We start from the raw sequence: 16,274 nt of genomic DNA, 5'->3' as shown, positions 1-16,274 counted from the left end.
CTGTGAAATCATATTCCCAGAGCCCATGACCGGGATTGAACCGGTGACCTCATCCTTACCAAGGATGTGCTCTGCCAACTGAGCTACATGGGCAATAACTAAGTTATCAGTTGACAGTTGTCAGTTAACAGTTGTCAGTTTGAGTTCTGTCATCTGTCAACGGTCAACTGTTTACTACCGTTCAAGAGCGGGAAACGGGATTCGAACCCGCGACCCTCAGCTTGGAAGGCTGACGCTCTACCACTGAGCTACTCCCGCAAAAACTATAGTTAAGAGTAAAAAGTTATAAGTTAAAAATTAAAAGTAATTATTTCCGTAACTCTTAACTCTTCTTAACTTTTTTCAGCGAAATTTGCTCTGCAAATTTCGCTGGTGGAGAGGGGAGGATTCGAACCTCCGTAGGCATCGCCGGCAGATTTACAGTCTGCTCCCTTTGGCCACTCGGGTACCTCTCCTTCCCGGTTTAGTTAACAATTATTAGTTAAAAGTTATTAGTTTTTGTTTCCTTCACTCTTAACTTTCAATTCTTAACTGCTGTTATAACATGGAGCCGATGAAGGGATTCGAACCCCCGACCCGCTGATTACAAATCAGCTGCTCTACCAACTGAGCTACATCGGCGTTAACTACAGTTGTTAGTGAAAAATAAACGGTGAATAGTGTTTCTACTGAATACTATTCACTAATGACTATTCACTGTCATTACCTGGAATTTGCCTTGTACTTTGAGGAGATAAGCAATACAATAAAAAAGCATATATTTCCCCGTCATGCCGGTGACTAAAAACAGTTTTCCCCGCACGTTTATATTTTTTCGGTAAAAACAGAGACTTTTAAAACTATAAATTATAGTAAAAAAATATATTTTTAGTCAAGTAGTATAACAATAATGATGCATTTTTTACAACTTTTTTAATTTGGCAGGGTTTTTGCTATCTTGTGCGTTGCCTTAATGCTTCAAAAACAATCAATGCAGAGGCAACAGAGACATTCAATGAGGAAACCCTTCCCTTGAGGGGGATTCTAAGGAGATAATCACAGTGCTCCCTGACAGTTTTTCTTAAGCCTGAGCCTTCAGAACCCAGTACAATTGCAACAGGGCCCCTGAGATCAGTATCCCATAGTGTTTCTTTGGCCTGCATGTCAGCCCCGTATATCCAAACTCCGGTTTTTTTCAGGAGGTCAATGGCATGTTTGATATTGGATACCTGAGCTACCGGCATGTATTCTACCGCACCGGCGGATGATTTGTAAACAGCAGGGCTTAGCCCTGCTGCCCTGTGTGATTGGATGATAATACCGTGAACCCCGGCAGTCTCGGCTGTTCTTAAGATTGCGCCTAAGTTTTGCGGGTCTTCTATGCAGTCCATGATTAAAAAAAATGCAGGCTCGTTTCTCTCTGAAGGTATCTTTAACAACTCGCCGAGCTCAACATATCCCTTTTGCGAAATCCTTGCCGCAACCCCCTGATGTCCCTTTGGGAATGTCTTATTAAAAAAATCCTCGTTTTCAATTGTTACGTGTATTCCAGTTTTTTCCGCCGCCTGAATTATTTCAGGGACAGTCCTGTGCCTGCCTGATGAGATATGGATGGATTTAATCCTGCCGCCGGCTTTTAAGGCCTCAAGCACGGGGTTAATGCCGTAAATCCAGTCGTCTGTTGATTGTTTCATGGAAATTTCATTTAAGTTTTAAACTTGATTATTCCCTGTAACTTGCTACAGGGTTGCCTTATTTCTGTCATTCTGGCTTGTCCAGAATCTTTCTTATGATTCCGAACCACGTCTGCCGGTTTAAGGGATAATGGAAAAGATTGTCTGATAATTAGCGGGTTAAGTATTCTTGCAATGACTTTTTTATTTTGTCAAAGTCACCAAGGTTGTTCTTCAATATGTTATAAACCTCTGCATTATCAGTTTTCCAGTATAAGTGAACAATAAGATTTCTGAATTTTGCCATCTTCTCAAGACTTTTTATAAAATCAGCATTAAGGGTAAGCTCTTTCCCTGCGATCCTGAGGATATCCCCATAGTCCTCCGGTTTCCCAAGCCTTTTCTGTGCGATGATGTGATTGCAGAGGTCAATAAGAGATTCAACAGCTACTATCAAGTTATATTTTGCGGAGTCATAATATTTTGAGTCAGAAAGAAATTCATCCTGTGAAAGCGAGGATAAGACATTCAACTTTCCAACAGCCTGCTCCATTTCAGTAAGGAGCCTCGTTACAACTTCAGGATTAATCGGTGTCATCTATCTTCCCAACGCAATCTTTTGATAGTAGAAATCAGCATGGGGTTTAAAGTCAAAGTAGAGATTCCTCGTCATTACCTCAAAAGAAACCCTTTTGGCTTCATCTTTTGAGTAGATGAGGTCCCCTGAGGTAATTACTGAAAAACGAAACGAAAGAGGGGCGGTGTTAAGTACCCTGCAGTCAACGGTGTAGCCTTTTAATTCCCTCTCAAGATTAACCCCAAGCTCAAGCTGACAGTCAATGGTATTTTCTTTTACGGCAAATGACTCTTCAAGATAGACAGCGACATCTATATCGTTAAACTCTCCTGATTCGTTAAATGAGCCGTAGATATACGCAAAAGAAACCTCTTCATCCTTCCTGAAATAGCCGGCAATCCTTTCAATGAGTTCATAGCGCGTTTCTTTATTAACAATGTATTTTTTTGCCGCCTGCATGATACTGCCATCTTAACAAACACATAGGATTTTATCAACCGGACTTTGTTTTATCTCTGCCCTGTTCTCACAACCGCCTTTTCCTCAAAAAACTCAGATGCCTGTGTTGCTTTATCCCCTGTCTTTTCTTTAAATGTAATCCCCCTTGTCTTGTCTCCCACATCCGATGCCTTTGTCTTTATCTGATAAACCCCGCCCTCTGATTTGAGATTTAGCTCACCCAAAGGGGATGTGCTTGCATAGATTACCACATTTTCCTCACCGAACGGCGAGCTTACCTCAAGGTCAAACTTGTCATTTCCCGAAGGGATTTCATAAATTACCCCGCCGTTAAAATAATTATCCTTTCTGTATGGATTTGGAAGCAATTGCAGTAATTCACCGCCTGCGTCTTTGTATAAAACGCGTGCATAAAAAGGCTTATTGCCTTTGACATAGACCTTTACCATCTCACCTTTTTTATATTCCTTTTTGTCTGTCCAAAGCTGAATACTTAACGGCGCAGACGGGTCATCGTCAGATTGTATATTTTTGGCAACCTTTTCCATTGCCTTTTCATCAGGAATAACCTCTGCCTTAATTCTAATTTTAAAACAGTCTCCTGCAGAAGCGTCTTTGTACCATTCCTTTTTAATCTCCTGAATTACCTTCACAGACGCCCTTAAATAAGCTTCAATCAAATCCTTCTGAAGCTCAAAATCTTTGACCTGCGTTTCGCTCTTGATATAAGTTGCGGCATATTCAACTGCATTCCTCTTTGCATCAGCCATTGCTGTCTGCTCGGTTTGCTTCCTTGACTTGTCTTCGCCCATGCATGAATAGCCCTCGGATTCAGTGATAGTGGACTGCGCGGCGTAGAGATTTGCAGTTAAAACCAGGGTCAAAAATAATGTGAGAAATACTTTTTTCATGATTCCTCCTTAATCAGATATTCGTAAAAAGAGAAAAAGCAAAAATCAAAATTCGGCAAGATATCTTCATTGTTTTGGCATGGTAAGTATTACATCGCCCTCGCCAATCAGTTCAGGAATCTGCGGGCGGCCGAGTGACTTTGCAGAGACATCCCGTACCTCTGCCCTTGTCCAGTCAAATGCCTCTTTCAGGCTGATAAGACCGTCTTTGTTTGCATCAACTCCTTTTTCGCCGGCAAGCGCCTTGACAAAATAGTAGGTAAAAAGCCCACGTTTTTCCTTTGAAAAGTCATTGGCAAAGTTGTCGCTGCTTGTGGCTGTCACCCACCAGGAATTCTCGCCTGTATCCTGAACAGCCTTAAATCCCTTTGGCACTATTGTTATTCCTTTAATGTTCTTTGCCATAAGGCTTCTGCCTTCTTTGCCGGTAAAACAGGCATCAAGAATCACAATCCAGTTGCCTCTGGTATTGGAGAGCATTTCTTTCAGGGTGGACAGTCTTATGCCTGTAAATTCAAGACTGCTTTCTCTGGCATCATAGGGGACAAGTGCGGCATCTATGACATTGCCGTCTTTGACTACAGGCGCTCCATGACCTGAAAAATAGAGAATGGCCGTTTCAGAGGATTCTGTAGTCGCCATCTTTAATTTGAGAATTGCGTCTGTAATATCACTGCGTGTTGCCTGTTCATTGGAAAGGGATGTGATATTTTCCTGCGGGATGCCTACTGACTGTGCAAATGATGAAAAATACCGGGCATCAGATGCGGCATTTTCAACCTGCGGGATGGAGGCATCCCTGAAATTTCCTACGCCCACTGACAGCACTCTTGTTATACGGGGTGCACGCCAGAGGGTGGAGACAGGGATTTGAGATGAAATATCAGATAATTTATTAATTTTTTGATCCATTTGGGAGAGAGTTAAACGAAGAATCCCAAATTTTTCCAGATCCCAACGAGAATTAAGTTGTATCTCACGAGTTAAGTAACCTTCTTTTTCTATCCGAATAGTTTTGGGAGAAGAAATGGGTTTTGTGATTGAGAGCACTTGGGCGGTGTATGCCATGACTGAGCATGGTGACATGCAAACATAATTTCCATCTGCATAGACACGTGCTCCTTCTGGTGTTGTAATAACACGGATTTTGTAGTCTCCACCATGAAACCAACCGACAGTTGCATCTTTGCCATATGGAGATGTTGCACAGCCTGTAATAATTAAAAAATTAAAAATTAACAGAAAATATTTGCATACTTTTAATAGCATTTTCCCCTCCATTTCTGTGGCTCAAGTTTACAACTTGAACCCAAACATTTCAATTCCAAAATTAAGGTTTAATGCACAAAAGATTCTTAATGACCTTCCAAAATATCCGAGCGCCTCCTGATACTTGCCGTTTTTTTGTGCCTCTTGCCCTTCCTGATAAAGTTTCAATGCCTCATCCTCTGACTGGGCAAAGGCAGTTCCCGCAAGGACTATCGCAAATATGACAAGGAAAAGGAGAGTGATTTTTTTATCAGAGATGGTTGTCATGGGATTTATTTTATTGCGGGTTTAAGTTTATAACTTGAATCCGCATGGGAACACTTTTGCCTTTCGGCTGTCATTCCCGCTTGTCGGGAATCCTTCTTAAGAAAGATGCCGGACAAGCCGGCATGACAAACCTATAAATGACGAAATCTTTATAACAACCCCTCTATGCCCGTATTTTCAACACACCCCTAACCCCTCTTTATAGAGGGGAATTTGTTGGGAATTTTTATAGATAATACAACGCTGGGCGCCCGCTATCAAGGTATTTTTCACATTAAGGAGAGAACTAAATCTGATGACATTGTCTGCTATTTCCATTGCAGAAGTTCTATGGTTTTATACTGTGTTGTTTTAAAACTTTTCTGATTATCTTACGAACTTTATTGGCAGTCTCTACAGCTTTAACGGCGTCTTTTTTAGTTACTTTATCTTTTCCGGGATAACGGGCGGTAATTGCATAGGGGGTTAAATCCTCAGCTTCGTGCAAATCTTTTGCCCAGTCGGCATAGGAAGAACATAACTCCAGCAACAGGGATATGTTATGCGTATAAGGGAAATCCACATTTTTAATTGTCAGAAAAGCCTTTAAATATTTCTCCGCACACTGCTGTGCATGAAAAGCAACCAGTTTATATGGGCACGAACTTGAGAGCTTAAATGCATGTTTTGCCAGCCGCAAATCTTCTTCGGCATGTCCAATCCATTCTCTTGCAATTTCATTTACTTTTTTGTTTATGTTCATAGAGAGGTTTTCCCTCCTTCCATGCATAACGGGCTATTGTGCCTGAGATTTCTTTTTCAATCTCAAATTCCCCCGGACTTAGCACAACAATATCCCTTGCCAATTTTAAACCCTTCAGCACTCTATCCATTTCAAGCATTAAGGTCCGTCGCCTTTTCCTTAGAGGACATATCACTAAAAGGTCAATATCACTTTTATCATCAGCGGTGCCCCTCGCATATGAGCCAAAAAGGATAATACGCTGAGGATTGAACTGAGCAGATATCTTTGCAACAGCTTTTTTAATGAGTTCTTTATTTATCATATATTTTTTTCAAACTTCCTTTTCTAAATTGTATCCAAAAAATTAAGCTTATTTTTAGTTTCATTATATCATAAACCATTATTATATCCAGCACTTCTGCGGATAGTGCTTCAGCACCTCATCCTCTGACTGGGCAAAGGCAGTTCCCGCAAGTCCTATCGCAAACATGACAAGGAAAAGGAAAGTGATTTTTTTAGCGGGAATGGCGGTCATGGGATTTATTTTACATTATATAATATTGGAAAGGACTGGATTCCCCGATTAAATCGGGGAATGACGGATTTCAAGGTTTTTTTATAACAACCCCCTGAATCCCCCTTTGTTAAGGGGGAATTTTTGAATAGATAATACAACGCAGGGCGCCTTCAATCAAGGTAATTTTCACACATTTTACGGTATATGCCGGCTGTGCCTGAAATCTACATGGAAGAATTTAAAGCAAGCCGCTGACCTTAATCGGACATTTACACTAACGCAACTTCCGGTTTAATCAGTCTTGATTTGGCAGGTTTTAATCCTTTTACTCTGACGTAAACAACCGGCTGGCGCGCCTCTCTCTGTTTATCAGCAATTCGTCTACACCATTTGTTATAATCCTCGTCTCCTTCAACCTGCAAAACAATCTGGGCGTTTTTGGGGATTTTTTCGGCAAACTCAGGATGCTCCGTAACATAACGGTCAAATTCTGTGACTAATATCGCATGTTTTTTTTCTAAAATATTTGTAACTCCCATTTGCTCTATTTTACTCTAATTCAATAGAATTATAAAATATAACAGTACTTACTATGTTTGGGCAAAGGCAGTTCCCGCCAGGCCTATCGCAAATATGACAAGGAAAAGGAAAGTGATTTTTTTAACGGAGATAGTTGTCATGGGATTTATTCTTTTTAGAAAATCAGAAAACTCTGGATTCCGGCTTACGACCTGCCGGAATGACAGTGTTAAAAGCATTTTCAGGTCAATGACGAAATCTTTACAACAACCCCCTGTTTCCCCCTTTGTTAAGGGGGAATATAACAACCCCCTCCGCCCCCTTTTCTAAGGGGGAATTTTTATAGATAATACAACGCTGGGCGCCTTCTATCAAGGTATTTTTTACATTAAGGAGAGAACTAAATCTGATGACATTGGCTGTCATTTTCATTGCAGGAGTTCTATGGTTTTATACCCTGTTGTTTTAAAACCTTTCTGATTATCCTATGAACTATTGAAGTTTCTCAAGCTTTTTTACAGACATGACTTTCTCAAAACCTTTATTTTTTAAGCCATCAAAAAGTTTTTTGTCTCCGGTAAGAAAATAAGCATCAAGAAATATTGAGAGGGCTATAAATGGAGTATCTTTTTCATCAATATCTTTACATAACTCCGCAGGAGTGTCTTAAATCGGTTATCAGCGCTCAGAAGGGCAGAAAAAAGGATATTACTATCTACGTCTATTACTATTTTCATCAATAAATTTTTTCTTATTCTTTTTCCACCATTTCTCTTTTATTTCTTCAGAAAGCCTGAATATTTCTTTTTCCTTTGCTCTGCTTTTTCTTGCAATCTTAAGGGTTGACAGAAAAGAAAGTATATCATTGTCAATTTCTCCCAAAGATAATTCAAACAATACCTTATTGCCTTTTAATGTTGTTTGCATCTCAACCTCCTCTGAAAATATTATAGCATTTCAGGAAACTTTATTGTGTAATTTTAAAGCCATTTGATTTTACAAGTAGGGGTTGTTTTTCAATGGGTAAACAGTCAGCATTAATTTAAGCTGCCATATGTTGAATGGGGTTAACTTCCACTATCCTCTGCCTTTGTTCCCTGCCCATTCAATTATCGCCTTAACCATTGCCTCAATTGTCGCCTCTTTCGGCATGATGTCAATTTTCAGACCTGCTTTTTGAACCGCCTTTGCGGTTACGGGACCAATTACCGCTATTGCAATGCCTTCTAAAAGCCCGTGAGCCTCATCGCCCATTATCTCCATGAAATTTTTAAAGGTTCCCGCGCTGGTAAATGTCGCTATTGAGATCTTCCCTTCTTTTAAAAATCTTCTCAGCCTTTTTCCATGCACTTCAGGCTTTACTGCTCTGTATGCAGTAACAACATCTATCTCACCGCCAAGTCCCCTAACCTTTTCCGGAAAAATTTCCCGCGCAACTTCTGCCCGCGGCAGGAGAAAACGCACTCCCTTTAATAGTTTGGAGTTTGGAGTTCGGAGTTCGGAAGCTGAGTCCTTGTCACTTTGAACGCTTGAACGCTTGAACGCTTGAACTGATTTAATAATTCCTTCCGCATTGAACTCTTCAGGCACTAAATCCACCCTTATCCCGAACTTATTGATCGCTTCTGCTGTTTTTGCGCCTATGGCGCAGATTTTCACTCCCTTTAAATCACGGATGTCTTTGTTCAGTTCAAAAAGCCGACGGAATAAAAATTTAACTGCGTTTGCGCTTGTGAATATTAACCAGTTGTATGAGTCTATCTTTGCAACAGCCTTGTCAAGTTTGCCCCAATCTTTGGGCGGCACGATTTCAACAGTGGAAAACTCCATTATTTCAGCGCCTAATTCTTCCAACTGCTCAAAACCGCCTGAGTGTTCTCTTGTGACGAGAACTCTATGCCCGAACATCGGTTTTTTTTCATACCATTTAAGCTTATCCCTAAGATTCACAACATCGCCTACGACCATTACTGCCGGAGGTTTTATATCCTCCGCTTTGATTAGTCCGGCAATATTCTTCAAATTGCCCGTGATAGTTGTCTGCTCGGGTCTTGTGCCCCACCTTATAACAGCAACCGGAGTATCGGGGCTTCTGCCGTTTTCAATAAGCCTACGGCATGCAGTGCTGATATTCTTTACGGTCATGAGAAAGACTATGGTTCCTACGCCTGTTGCGAGATTTGCCCAGTTGATTGAGCTTTCCACTTTTGATGCGTCTTCATAGCCGGGGACAACTGCAAAAGATGAGGAATAAAGACGGTGGGTCAGGGGAATTCCTGCATAAGCAGGCGCGGCAACTGCAGAGCTTACACCAGGAACAATTTCAAATTCAATATTATTTTTTGAGAGTGTCTCCGCCTCTTCGCCGCCTCTGCCGAATACAAACGGGTCGCCCCCTTTTAAACGGCAAATGACCTTGCCCTGTTTTGCCTTATCAACAAGTATCTGATTTATCTGCTCCTGCGTGAGGGTGTGCTGTCCGCCGCGTTTTCCCGCATAGATAAACTCAGCATCGTGGTTTATGTAATTCAGTATCTGGGCATTGAGGTGAAAGTCATATACGACTACCCCTGCTTTTTGAAGGCATTTAACCCCTTTTACCGTAAAGAGCCCGATGTCGCCGGGGCCGGCGCCTACTATGTAAACTTTACCCGGCACACTATTTACTTGTTTATCATTTCCCTGAGTTCTTTGCCGACTTTAAAAAAGGGAACTTTTTTTGGCTGGACTTCTACGAACTCGCCGGTCTTAGGGTTTCTTGCCTTTCTGAACTTTCTGTGACGAAGCCTGAAATTGCCAAATCCCCGCACCTCAACCTTATCGCCTTTGGCAAGGGCTTCTTTTATGCTTTCAAATACAGTTTCTATCACGACTTCCGTCTGTTTTTTTGTCAGATTGAGGTCTTTGACCTTTTCTGCTATTTTTTCAATCAGGACTGATTTTGTCATAATTCCCCCTTTTATTTAAGTGAATATAAGTAAAGATAGTGAATAGTCGTTAGTGAAAAGTATTTAGTAAAAAACTGTTCACCGTTCACTGTTTACTGTTTTATGGCGCAAACATATAATTTATTCTGACTGTCGGGACAGCGTCCTTCACCTTTATCAGTTCTTTTAATGAACTGTCCGCTATCATGTTTAAAAAACTGAATTTCTCTTTTTTCGTGACAACCTTGGGTTTGCCTTTTATTCCGCTGAGTTTTGCCGCAAGATTGATTGCATCCTCAAGATTTCCAAGTTCATCGGCAAGACCGATGGCCTTGGCATTTTTCCCGGTGAATATCCTTCCGTCGGCAAGTTCTTTAATATCTTTAACTTTCATGTTTCTGCCGTCGGCAACTGCATTGATAAACTGCTCGTGGACATCGTCCAGCACATTCTGAAGAAGTTTTCTCTCTTCAGGCAGCATGGTCCTGAAGGCCGAGGCCATATCTTTGTGCCTGCCGCTTTTTATCACCTCGGTCTTTACGCCGATTTTATTCATAAGTCCTTCAAAGTTCGGCAGTTCCATTATTACGCCGATGGACCCTGTAAGCGTTCCGGGATTAGCGACTATTTTGTCTGCCGGACATGAAATATAGTAACCGCCTGATGCTGCCACAGAGCCCATTGAAACAACCACTTTTTTCTTTTGCTTTACTTTTTTAATCTCTTCATATATCTCCTGCGACGGGGCCACCCCTCCGCCCGGGGAGTCAACGCGCAGGACAATGGCCTTTATTGAAGGGTCGTCAGAGTATTCCTTCAATTCTTCTATTGCATTCCGTGAGTCCATAATTACGCCTTCTACCCTTATCAGAGCGACATGCTCGCCTAACGGCACTTTGTGTGTCAACGCCAGTATCAGGCTCAACAGCGCAATGAGCACAGCAAAGAGGGAGAAAAAGATTATAGTTTTTTTCATGTTAACTTCCTGTTGCTTCTTCGGTTGCCTGGCTGCCGGCAGCTTCCATCAGTCCAAGAGACATTCTTTCTTTTTCTGCGTCAATGCTGATAACAGTAGCTTCTATCTCCTGTCCTTTCTTAAGGACGTCTGAAGGATGCTTTATGGGCTTGGCGGATGTGATGTCCGATATGTGCAGCAGTGCGTCCACGCCTTCTTCCAGGCTTATAAAGGCCCCGAAATCCGTAAAATTCCTTACCCTTCCGATAACTTTTTGGCCGACAGTGTATTTTTGCTTAACTATCTCCCACGGATTAGGCTTAAGCTGTTTTATGCTCAGCGATATTTTTTTCTCGGCGCAGGAGACCTTAAGGATGACTGCCTCAACAACATCACCAATGGAAAAATATTTGGACGGTTTTTTGATTTTCTCCGCCCAGTCAAGTTCGGTTATATGCACAAGGCCCTCAAGACCTTCGTCAATCTCTATGAAAATCCCATAATCAACAATATTTATAATTTTTCCTTTAACCATTTTGCCGCAAGGAAATTTTTCCTCTGCCGTAATCCAGGGATCGTTTTTTTTCTGTTTATAGCCGAGGGTAACCCTTGCCGTTTCGCTGTCAAATTTAAGCACGACTACCTCGGCGGTGTCGCCGATGCTGAACAGTTCGCCGGGATGACTTATCCTGCCCCAGGACATGTCTGATATGTGCAGCAGGCCGTCTATTCCGCCGAGGTCAATAAAGGCCCCGTAGTCTGTTATGTTTTTAACGAGGCCTTTTACAACAGCCCCTTCCTTAATAGTTGAAAGGATTGTTTCCCTTTGTTTTTCGCGCTCATTTTCAAGCAGAGCCCGCCTTGAGACGATTACGTTAGACCGTTTATTATCAACCTTTATTACCTTAAAGGGGAATACCTGTCCTATGAGATGGTCTGTGTCTTTTAAGGTCCTCAGATCTATCTGAGAGCCGGGGAGAAAGGCTTTAACCCCTGAAATATCAACGCTCAAGCCTCCCTTGACTTTACCTACGATTTTCCCGTCTATCGGAACGCCCTGATGCAGTGCATTTTCTAACACATCCCATATCTTTATTTTTGCAGCCTTGTCTTTTGACAGGGAAATAAAGCCGTTTGAGACATCTTTGTTTGTTACATAGACTTCAATCTCATTGCCTGGGACTGCGGCGCTGAGTTCATCCTGGGAGAATTCAGTTAACGGAATGAATCCCTCGCACTTGCAGCCTATGTTTACAATAATGCCGTCCTGTTTCTTCAGGATAATCTTTCCCCTGATGATTGTGCCTTCATGCAATCCCTTCAATCCCTTGAAAGTTTCGGCATAAAGACTGTTTAAATCTTCTCTTTGCAGTTCCATTGGCTGTATTATATTATGTTTTAACAGAAATTTCACTAAGTTTTGCAACTACCCTGTCAATTATCCATGCGGGGGTTGAAGCGCCCCCTGTCACGCCGACTTTTTTCACCCCTTTAAACCACTCTTCCCGAAGCTCGCCGGCATCTTCTATGAAATATACTTTAGCACAAATTTCTGCTGAAAGCCTGGCAAGTTGCGTTGTATTGGCGCTGTTTTTACCGCCGACGATAATCATGGCGTCAACTTCCTTTGCCAGGTTTTTTGTTTCTTCAAGCCGCTGTGATGTTGAATTGCATATTGTATTATAGACTTTGACCTCTTTTGCAATGCCGAGGACCCCGCTCACGATTTTTTTAAGCGCTTCAAACGGCTGTGTTGTCTGAACAATTATTCCGACCCTGTTTTTAAAAGGCGGGAGGGGGTTGCTGCTGTTTACAACAAGAACATTATCGCCCGCAAAGCCTAATAATGCCTGAACCTCCGGATGTTCCTTATCGCCGACGATGAGCACCTGATAACCTTCTTCCTTAAGTGTCTGGGCAAACTTCTGCGCTTTTTTAACAAAAGGGCAGGTGGCGTCCACAATCTTATAGCCTATTTTTGATATTTTCTCATAAAGCTGGGGAGATATGCCGTGCGTTCTTATGATAAGGGTTTTTATTTTCTGAGACTGCACATCCTCAGTCGGGGCGACTCCCTGAGAAATGAGTTTATTAATGACATGGGGATTATGTATGAGCGGGCCTAAAGTATATGTTCCTGCGGTATCCTTTGCAAGGGCAAAGGTAATATCTATAGCCCGTTTAACACCAAAACAAAACCCTGCTTTTTTAGCCACTATTATCTGCATAGCTTTTTTTTAGTTCTCCGATTGCGGTCATGATTTTTTGAGTAATGGATATATGTAAATCCTCATCCCTGCTGTTTGTTATATGAAAATCCAAAGGCCTGCCGAACATTACCAGAATGTCAGCCCGTTTCAGCCATTTTGCGCCGACAGGCAGCATTTTGTCAGTGCCTGAAATAAACGCAGGCACGACGACTGCCTTGCTCAGCGCCGCTACCATTCCGACTCCTCTTTTGCCTTCGGTCAGCTCCCCTGTCTCGCTCCTCCTTCCTTCAGGAAAAATGACGAGCAGTTCACCGTTTTTCAGCCTCCGGACTGCTTCTTTTATTGTTGACGGAAGCGTCTTGGCCCTGTCTACAGGGAATGCATAGTGTTTAATAACCCAGCCGAGCAGGGGAATGCTGAAAAGCCCCTTTCTTGCCATAAATGTGGCCCTCCTCGGAGTCACTGTGCCAATAAGCGGAGGGTCTAAATAACTTGTGTGATTTACTGCTATAATTACTCCTCCCTCCAACGGGATGTTGTCCGCTCCTTTAATATACACACGGCCGCAGCTGCGCACAATAAGCCTTATCAGCACAGTGGTAATCACTAAATAGAAAAAATCACTGAATGATTTTATCTTCAAGTTGTTTTCAGCGACCCCATTATTTTTGTGATAACCTGCTCAATTGTAAGATTGCTGGTGTCAATATAAATCATGTCATCAGTCCTTTTAAGCGGTGCGCTCTGCCTTGTTGAGTCCCTTTCGTCTCTTGTCTTAATGCCGTCAATAGTTTCTTTCAGTGTTGTTTCAGGGTTTTTCCCCTTTAATTCCTCGTATCTCCTTCTGCCTCTTTCTTCCGGAGTTGCGTCCATAAAAAATTTATTATTCGCCTCGGGAAAAATAACAGTGCCGGTGTCCCTTCCTTCAATGACCACCCTGCCTTTAAGCCCGATTTCCCTTTGCAGTTTGAAGAGATGCTTCCTGACAACTGGAATGGCAGAAACCTTGGAGCTTAATTCTGATATCTCCGGCGTCCGTATCATAGAAGTAACATCTGTCCCATTTACAATAATCTTGTTTTCTGAAAGGGTGATATTGATTTTTCTGAGAAGGTCCTGAAGGTGTTTGCTGTCATCAGGGTCTGCATTATCATGCCTTACTTTCCATGCGACAGCCCTGTAAAGCGCGCCTGTGTCAAGATATGTGTAGCCGAGTCTTTGAGCAAGCTGTCTTGCTATGGCGCTCTTGCCTGCGCCTGAAGGACCGTCTATTGTTATAATATTATTCATTTATTAACCGTCTTTCGTATTTAAGTTGAAAGCTACTTTAATCAAGCTCAACTATGTTTATATGTCATTCCAGCTTGTCTGGAATCCTTCTTAAATACAGATAGTTAAAAAAAGAACGATTCCGAACAAGTCGGAATGACACGACGAGCATGGACGAGTTAATTGATCGTTTAATGTTTTTTTAAACTTTTTTGCGAATGAACCTTTATTAATAAGGAATTTTATGCATAAATAAGGATATTTACCAAAGACCTGCCTGCCGGCAGGCAGGGAACACGGTGAACTGCTTGAAAACATTATATCTTAAACTGATAAAATATTAAAACTCAATTTTTTAAGATTTTGAGTCTTTGTCATGAGAATTAATTCTCAATTTTGCAATCTCCTGCTTGAGTTCCTTCATCTTAATCTCCCTGTCAACTGCAACTTCATAAAACCGCTCAAGCTCATCAACCTTTTTCTCCAGTTCTTTTTGTGATGTAGTCAGCACTTGCTGTGCTTTCTTAAGTTCAGTAATGTCGGTAAGCATTATGATGGCGTGCTGAAACTCATTTTTCTCATCAAAAACAGGGTGGCAGCTTGCATACAACCACTGCCCGGTTTCTGTTTTTATTTCCAGCTTTGAAATCGGGGCTGTCTGCGTGTGCTGTCTGCATAATTCTACAAGGCCTGCCCCTGCCGGGAATATGACAGTGTATTTGTTCCCCGGTATGGTCTTTATCGGTTTCCCAATAAGGTTTGTAAAGCCTTTATTACAGCGGATTATTGTAAAATCCTTATCAACAAGTATGATGAATTCATCGGCGTTGTCAAAGGTCCTTTCCCATTCTGTCTTTGCCTTTGCTATGATATCCTCTATTTTTCTGTGTTCGGTTATGTCCTCCCCGGAACTGAGGGTCCCGACTATATTGCCTGAATCGTCTTTCAGGACGGCATTGTGCCATGCGATAAGCTTCTCCTCCCCGCTCCTTGTTAAGACGGGATTTTCATAATATTCAAGCGATTCGCTTTTCCCGGTCATTAATTTTTCAAAAACTGTCTTTACTTCGCTTTGCATCCTCTCAGGGATGAAATTGTCAAACCAGTTTTGTCCTATAATCTCATCCGCTTCATCCCCTAAAAGTTTAGCCCCGTATTTGTTTATGAGGCTGACATTCTGGTCAGAATCAATAACTACAATCATGACGCCGACGATATCAAGGTAATCCTGCGCCCTGTTTCTTTCAAGGAGCAGGCGTTCTTTTGTTATAGTAAGTTCAATATTGCTTGTTTCAAGCGCGGTGTTTAACTTCATCAGCTCTTCCTTAGCGCTTTTTAAATCACCGGTCATTTTATTAAAAGTCTCTGACAGAGTGCCAATCTCGTCATTTGTGCTGACCGGGACTTTGTGCTCTAAATCGCCTCTTCCGACCATTTCAGCAGTTTTTGTCAGGATGAAAAGCGGTTTTGATACCTTTGCGGCAAAGACAATTGCTATGCCCCCTCCCAGAACTAAAACACCGGCAAGTATCCCGACAATCAATAAAACAATATCGGAAATAGTTTTCCCGATGTTTTTTTCGGAGATTCCTACATGTAAAATCCCCGGGACGCCTTCCCGTACAGATGCAATATCAAGTACCTTCTCTTTTTCAAAGACGATGGATTTAATGCTTTGTGTTACTCCCGGTTCAGGGATGTTTGCTTTTTTCAGCTCATCAGGCAGTGTTTCTCTGAAAGTATGCGCCATAACATTTCCTCGCGCATCCAGTAGAAAGATATAATTAATATCATCCAGAGCATCTTTATGTAAAATTATTCCTCTGTGAAGCTCCAGTAAATTGCCTTCTGTTATGTAATGAGCACTTTCATTGATTATGTCTCTGGATATAGAAATTCCTGCCTGCAAAAAATTGTGCGGAAGCTTTTGTACCAGTATGGTCTGGATAAAAATTACCACCAAAACGCCTAAGAGGATTATCATCCCCAAAGTTCCTGTTAAAAATTTGGTTCGCAGG

The 16,274-nt window shown here is 41.9% G+C and carries 19 protein-coding genes and 4 tRNA genes; all 23 read right to left on the bottom strand.

What is annotated here, in order from left to right:
• Positions 1-20: 20 nt before the first annotated feature.
• Positions 21-93 (bottom strand) — tRNA-Thr (locus HZA10_04395).
• A gap of 93 nt (positions 94-186) precedes the next feature.
• A tRNA-Gly gene (locus HZA10_04390) sits at positions 187-258 on the bottom strand.
• A gap of 112 nt (positions 259-370) precedes the next feature.
• A tRNA-Tyr gene (locus HZA10_04385) sits at positions 371-455 on the bottom strand.
• 90 nt (positions 456-545) lie between these two features.
• Positions 546-621 (bottom strand) — tRNA-Thr (locus tag HZA10_04380).
• 311 nt (positions 622-932) lie between these two features.
• Positions 933-1,673, bottom strand: coding sequence for a 23S rRNA (guanosine(2251)-2'-O)-methyltransferase RlmB (rlmB, locus tag HZA10_04375; protein MBI5195542.1), 741 nt, complete (start codon positions 1,671-1,673; stop codon positions 933-935).
• A 151-nt stretch (positions 1,674-1,824) separates the two neighbouring features.
• Positions 1,825-2,250, bottom strand: a complete 426-nt coding sequence (locus HZA10_04370) for a DUF86 domain-containing protein (GenBank protein MBI5195541.1) — start codon at positions 2,248-2,250, stop codon at positions 1,825-1,827.
• Positions 2,251-2,688 (bottom strand): nucleotidyltransferase domain-containing protein, encoded by a 438-nt coding sequence (locus tag HZA10_04365; protein ID MBI5195540.1) that lies wholly within the window; start codon positions 2,686-2,688, stop codon positions 2,251-2,253.
• 50 nt (positions 2,689-2,738) lie between these two features.
• Complete coding sequence (locus HZA10_04360) at positions 2,739-3,599, bottom strand: DUF4384 domain-containing protein (GenBank protein ID MBI5195539.1); 861 nt, start codon at positions 3,597-3,599, stop codon at positions 2,739-2,741.
• A 66-nt stretch (positions 3,600-3,665) separates the two neighbouring features.
• On the bottom strand, positions 3,666-4,868 hold the full coding sequence (locus HZA10_04355; GenBank protein ID MBI5195538.1) for a caspase family protein: 1,203 nt from the start codon (positions 4,866-4,868) through the stop codon (positions 3,666-3,668).
• Positions 4,869-4,895: 27 nt separating this feature from the next.
• Positions 4,896-5,135 carry a hypothetical protein gene (locus HZA10_04350; protein ID MBI5195537.1) on the bottom strand — a complete coding sequence of 80 codons (240 nt, stop codon included), beginning with the start codon at positions 5,133-5,135 and terminating at the stop codon, positions 4,896-4,898.
• Between the two features lie 328 nt (positions 5,136-5,463).
• A complete protein-coding gene (locus tag HZA10_04345; GenBank protein MBI5195536.1) occupies positions 5,464-5,877 on the bottom strand; it encodes a HEPN domain-containing protein in 414 nt (137 codons plus the stop codon).
• Positions 5,852-6,181 carry a nucleotidyltransferase domain-containing protein gene (locus HZA10_04340; GenBank protein ID MBI5195535.1) on the bottom strand — a complete coding sequence of 110 codons (330 nt, stop codon included), beginning with the start codon at positions 6,179-6,181 and terminating at the stop codon, positions 5,852-5,854. Before HZA10_04340 ends, HZA10_04345 begins: the two co-directional genes overlap by 26 nt.
• A gap of 464 nt (positions 6,182-6,645) precedes the next feature.
• Positions 6,646-6,915 carry a hypothetical protein gene (locus HZA10_04335; protein MBI5195534.1) on the bottom strand — a complete coding sequence of 90 codons (270 nt, stop codon included), beginning with the start codon at positions 6,913-6,915 and terminating at the stop codon, positions 6,646-6,648.
• Positions 6,916-7,387: 472 nt separating this feature from the next.
• Positions 7,388-7,534 carry a hypothetical protein gene (locus tag HZA10_04330; protein MBI5195533.1) on the bottom strand — a complete coding sequence of 49 codons (147 nt, stop codon included), beginning with the start codon at positions 7,532-7,534 and terminating at the stop codon, positions 7,388-7,390.
• Positions 7,535-7,606: 72 nt separating this feature from the next.
• Positions 7,607-7,822: a hypothetical protein gene (locus tag HZA10_04325; GenBank protein ID MBI5195532.1), complete on the bottom strand. Its 216-nt coding sequence runs from the start codon at positions 7,820-7,822 to the stop codon at positions 7,607-7,609.
• 150 nt (positions 7,823-7,972) lie between these two features.
• A complete protein-coding gene (cobA, locus tag HZA10_04320) occupies positions 7,973-9,553 on the bottom strand; it encodes a uroporphyrinogen-III C-methyltransferase (GenBank protein ID MBI5195531.1) in 1,581 nt (526 codons plus the stop codon).
• Positions 9,554-9,558: 5 nt separating this feature from the next.
• Positions 9,559-9,843 carry an integration host factor subunit beta gene (locus tag HZA10_04315; protein MBI5195530.1) on the bottom strand — a complete coding sequence of 95 codons (285 nt, stop codon included), beginning with the start codon at positions 9,841-9,843 and terminating at the stop codon, positions 9,559-9,561.
• A 100-nt stretch (positions 9,844-9,943) separates the two neighbouring features.
• On the bottom strand, positions 9,944-10,798 hold the full coding sequence (gene sppA / locus HZA10_04310; GenBank protein ID MBI5195529.1) for a signal peptide peptidase SppA: 855 nt from the start codon (positions 10,796-10,798) through the stop codon (positions 9,944-9,946).
• Position 10,799: 1 nt separating this feature from the next.
• Positions 10,800-12,155, bottom strand: a complete 1,356-nt coding sequence (locus HZA10_04305) for a 30S ribosomal protein S1 (protein ID MBI5195528.1) — start codon at positions 12,153-12,155, stop codon at positions 10,800-10,802.
• A 13-nt stretch (positions 12,156-12,168) separates the two neighbouring features.
• Positions 12,169-13,005, bottom strand: a complete 837-nt coding sequence (locus HZA10_04300; GenBank protein ID MBI5195527.1) for a 4-hydroxy-3-methylbut-2-enyl diphosphate reductase — start codon at positions 13,003-13,005, stop codon at positions 12,169-12,171.
• Positions 12,986-13,630 (bottom strand): 1-acyl-sn-glycerol-3-phosphate acyltransferase, encoded by a 645-nt coding sequence (locus HZA10_04295; GenBank protein MBI5195526.1) that lies wholly within the window; start codon positions 13,628-13,630, stop codon positions 12,986-12,988. Before HZA10_04295 ends, HZA10_04300 begins: the two co-directional genes overlap by 20 nt.
• Positions 13,627-14,277, bottom strand: a complete 651-nt coding sequence (locus tag HZA10_04290) for a (d)CMP kinase (protein ID MBI5195525.1) — start codon at positions 14,275-14,277, stop codon at positions 13,627-13,629. Before HZA10_04290 ends, HZA10_04295 begins: the two co-directional genes overlap by 4 nt.
• Positions 14,278-14,611: 334 nt before the next feature.
• Positions 14,612-16,240 (bottom strand): PAS domain S-box protein, encoded by a 1,629-nt coding sequence (locus HZA10_04285; GenBank protein ID MBI5195524.1) that lies wholly within the window; start codon positions 16,238-16,240, stop codon positions 14,612-14,614.
• Between the last annotated feature and the right edge of the window lie 34 nt (positions 16,241-16,274).

Source organism: Nitrospirota bacterium, assembly GCA_016212185.1.
Taxonomy (GTDB): domain Bacteria; phylum Nitrospirota; class Thermodesulfovibrionia; order UBA6902; family DSMQ01; genus JACRGX01.
Note: the sequence above shows the minus strand (reverse complement) of the source record. Positions and strands in the feature narration are given on the sequence as shown.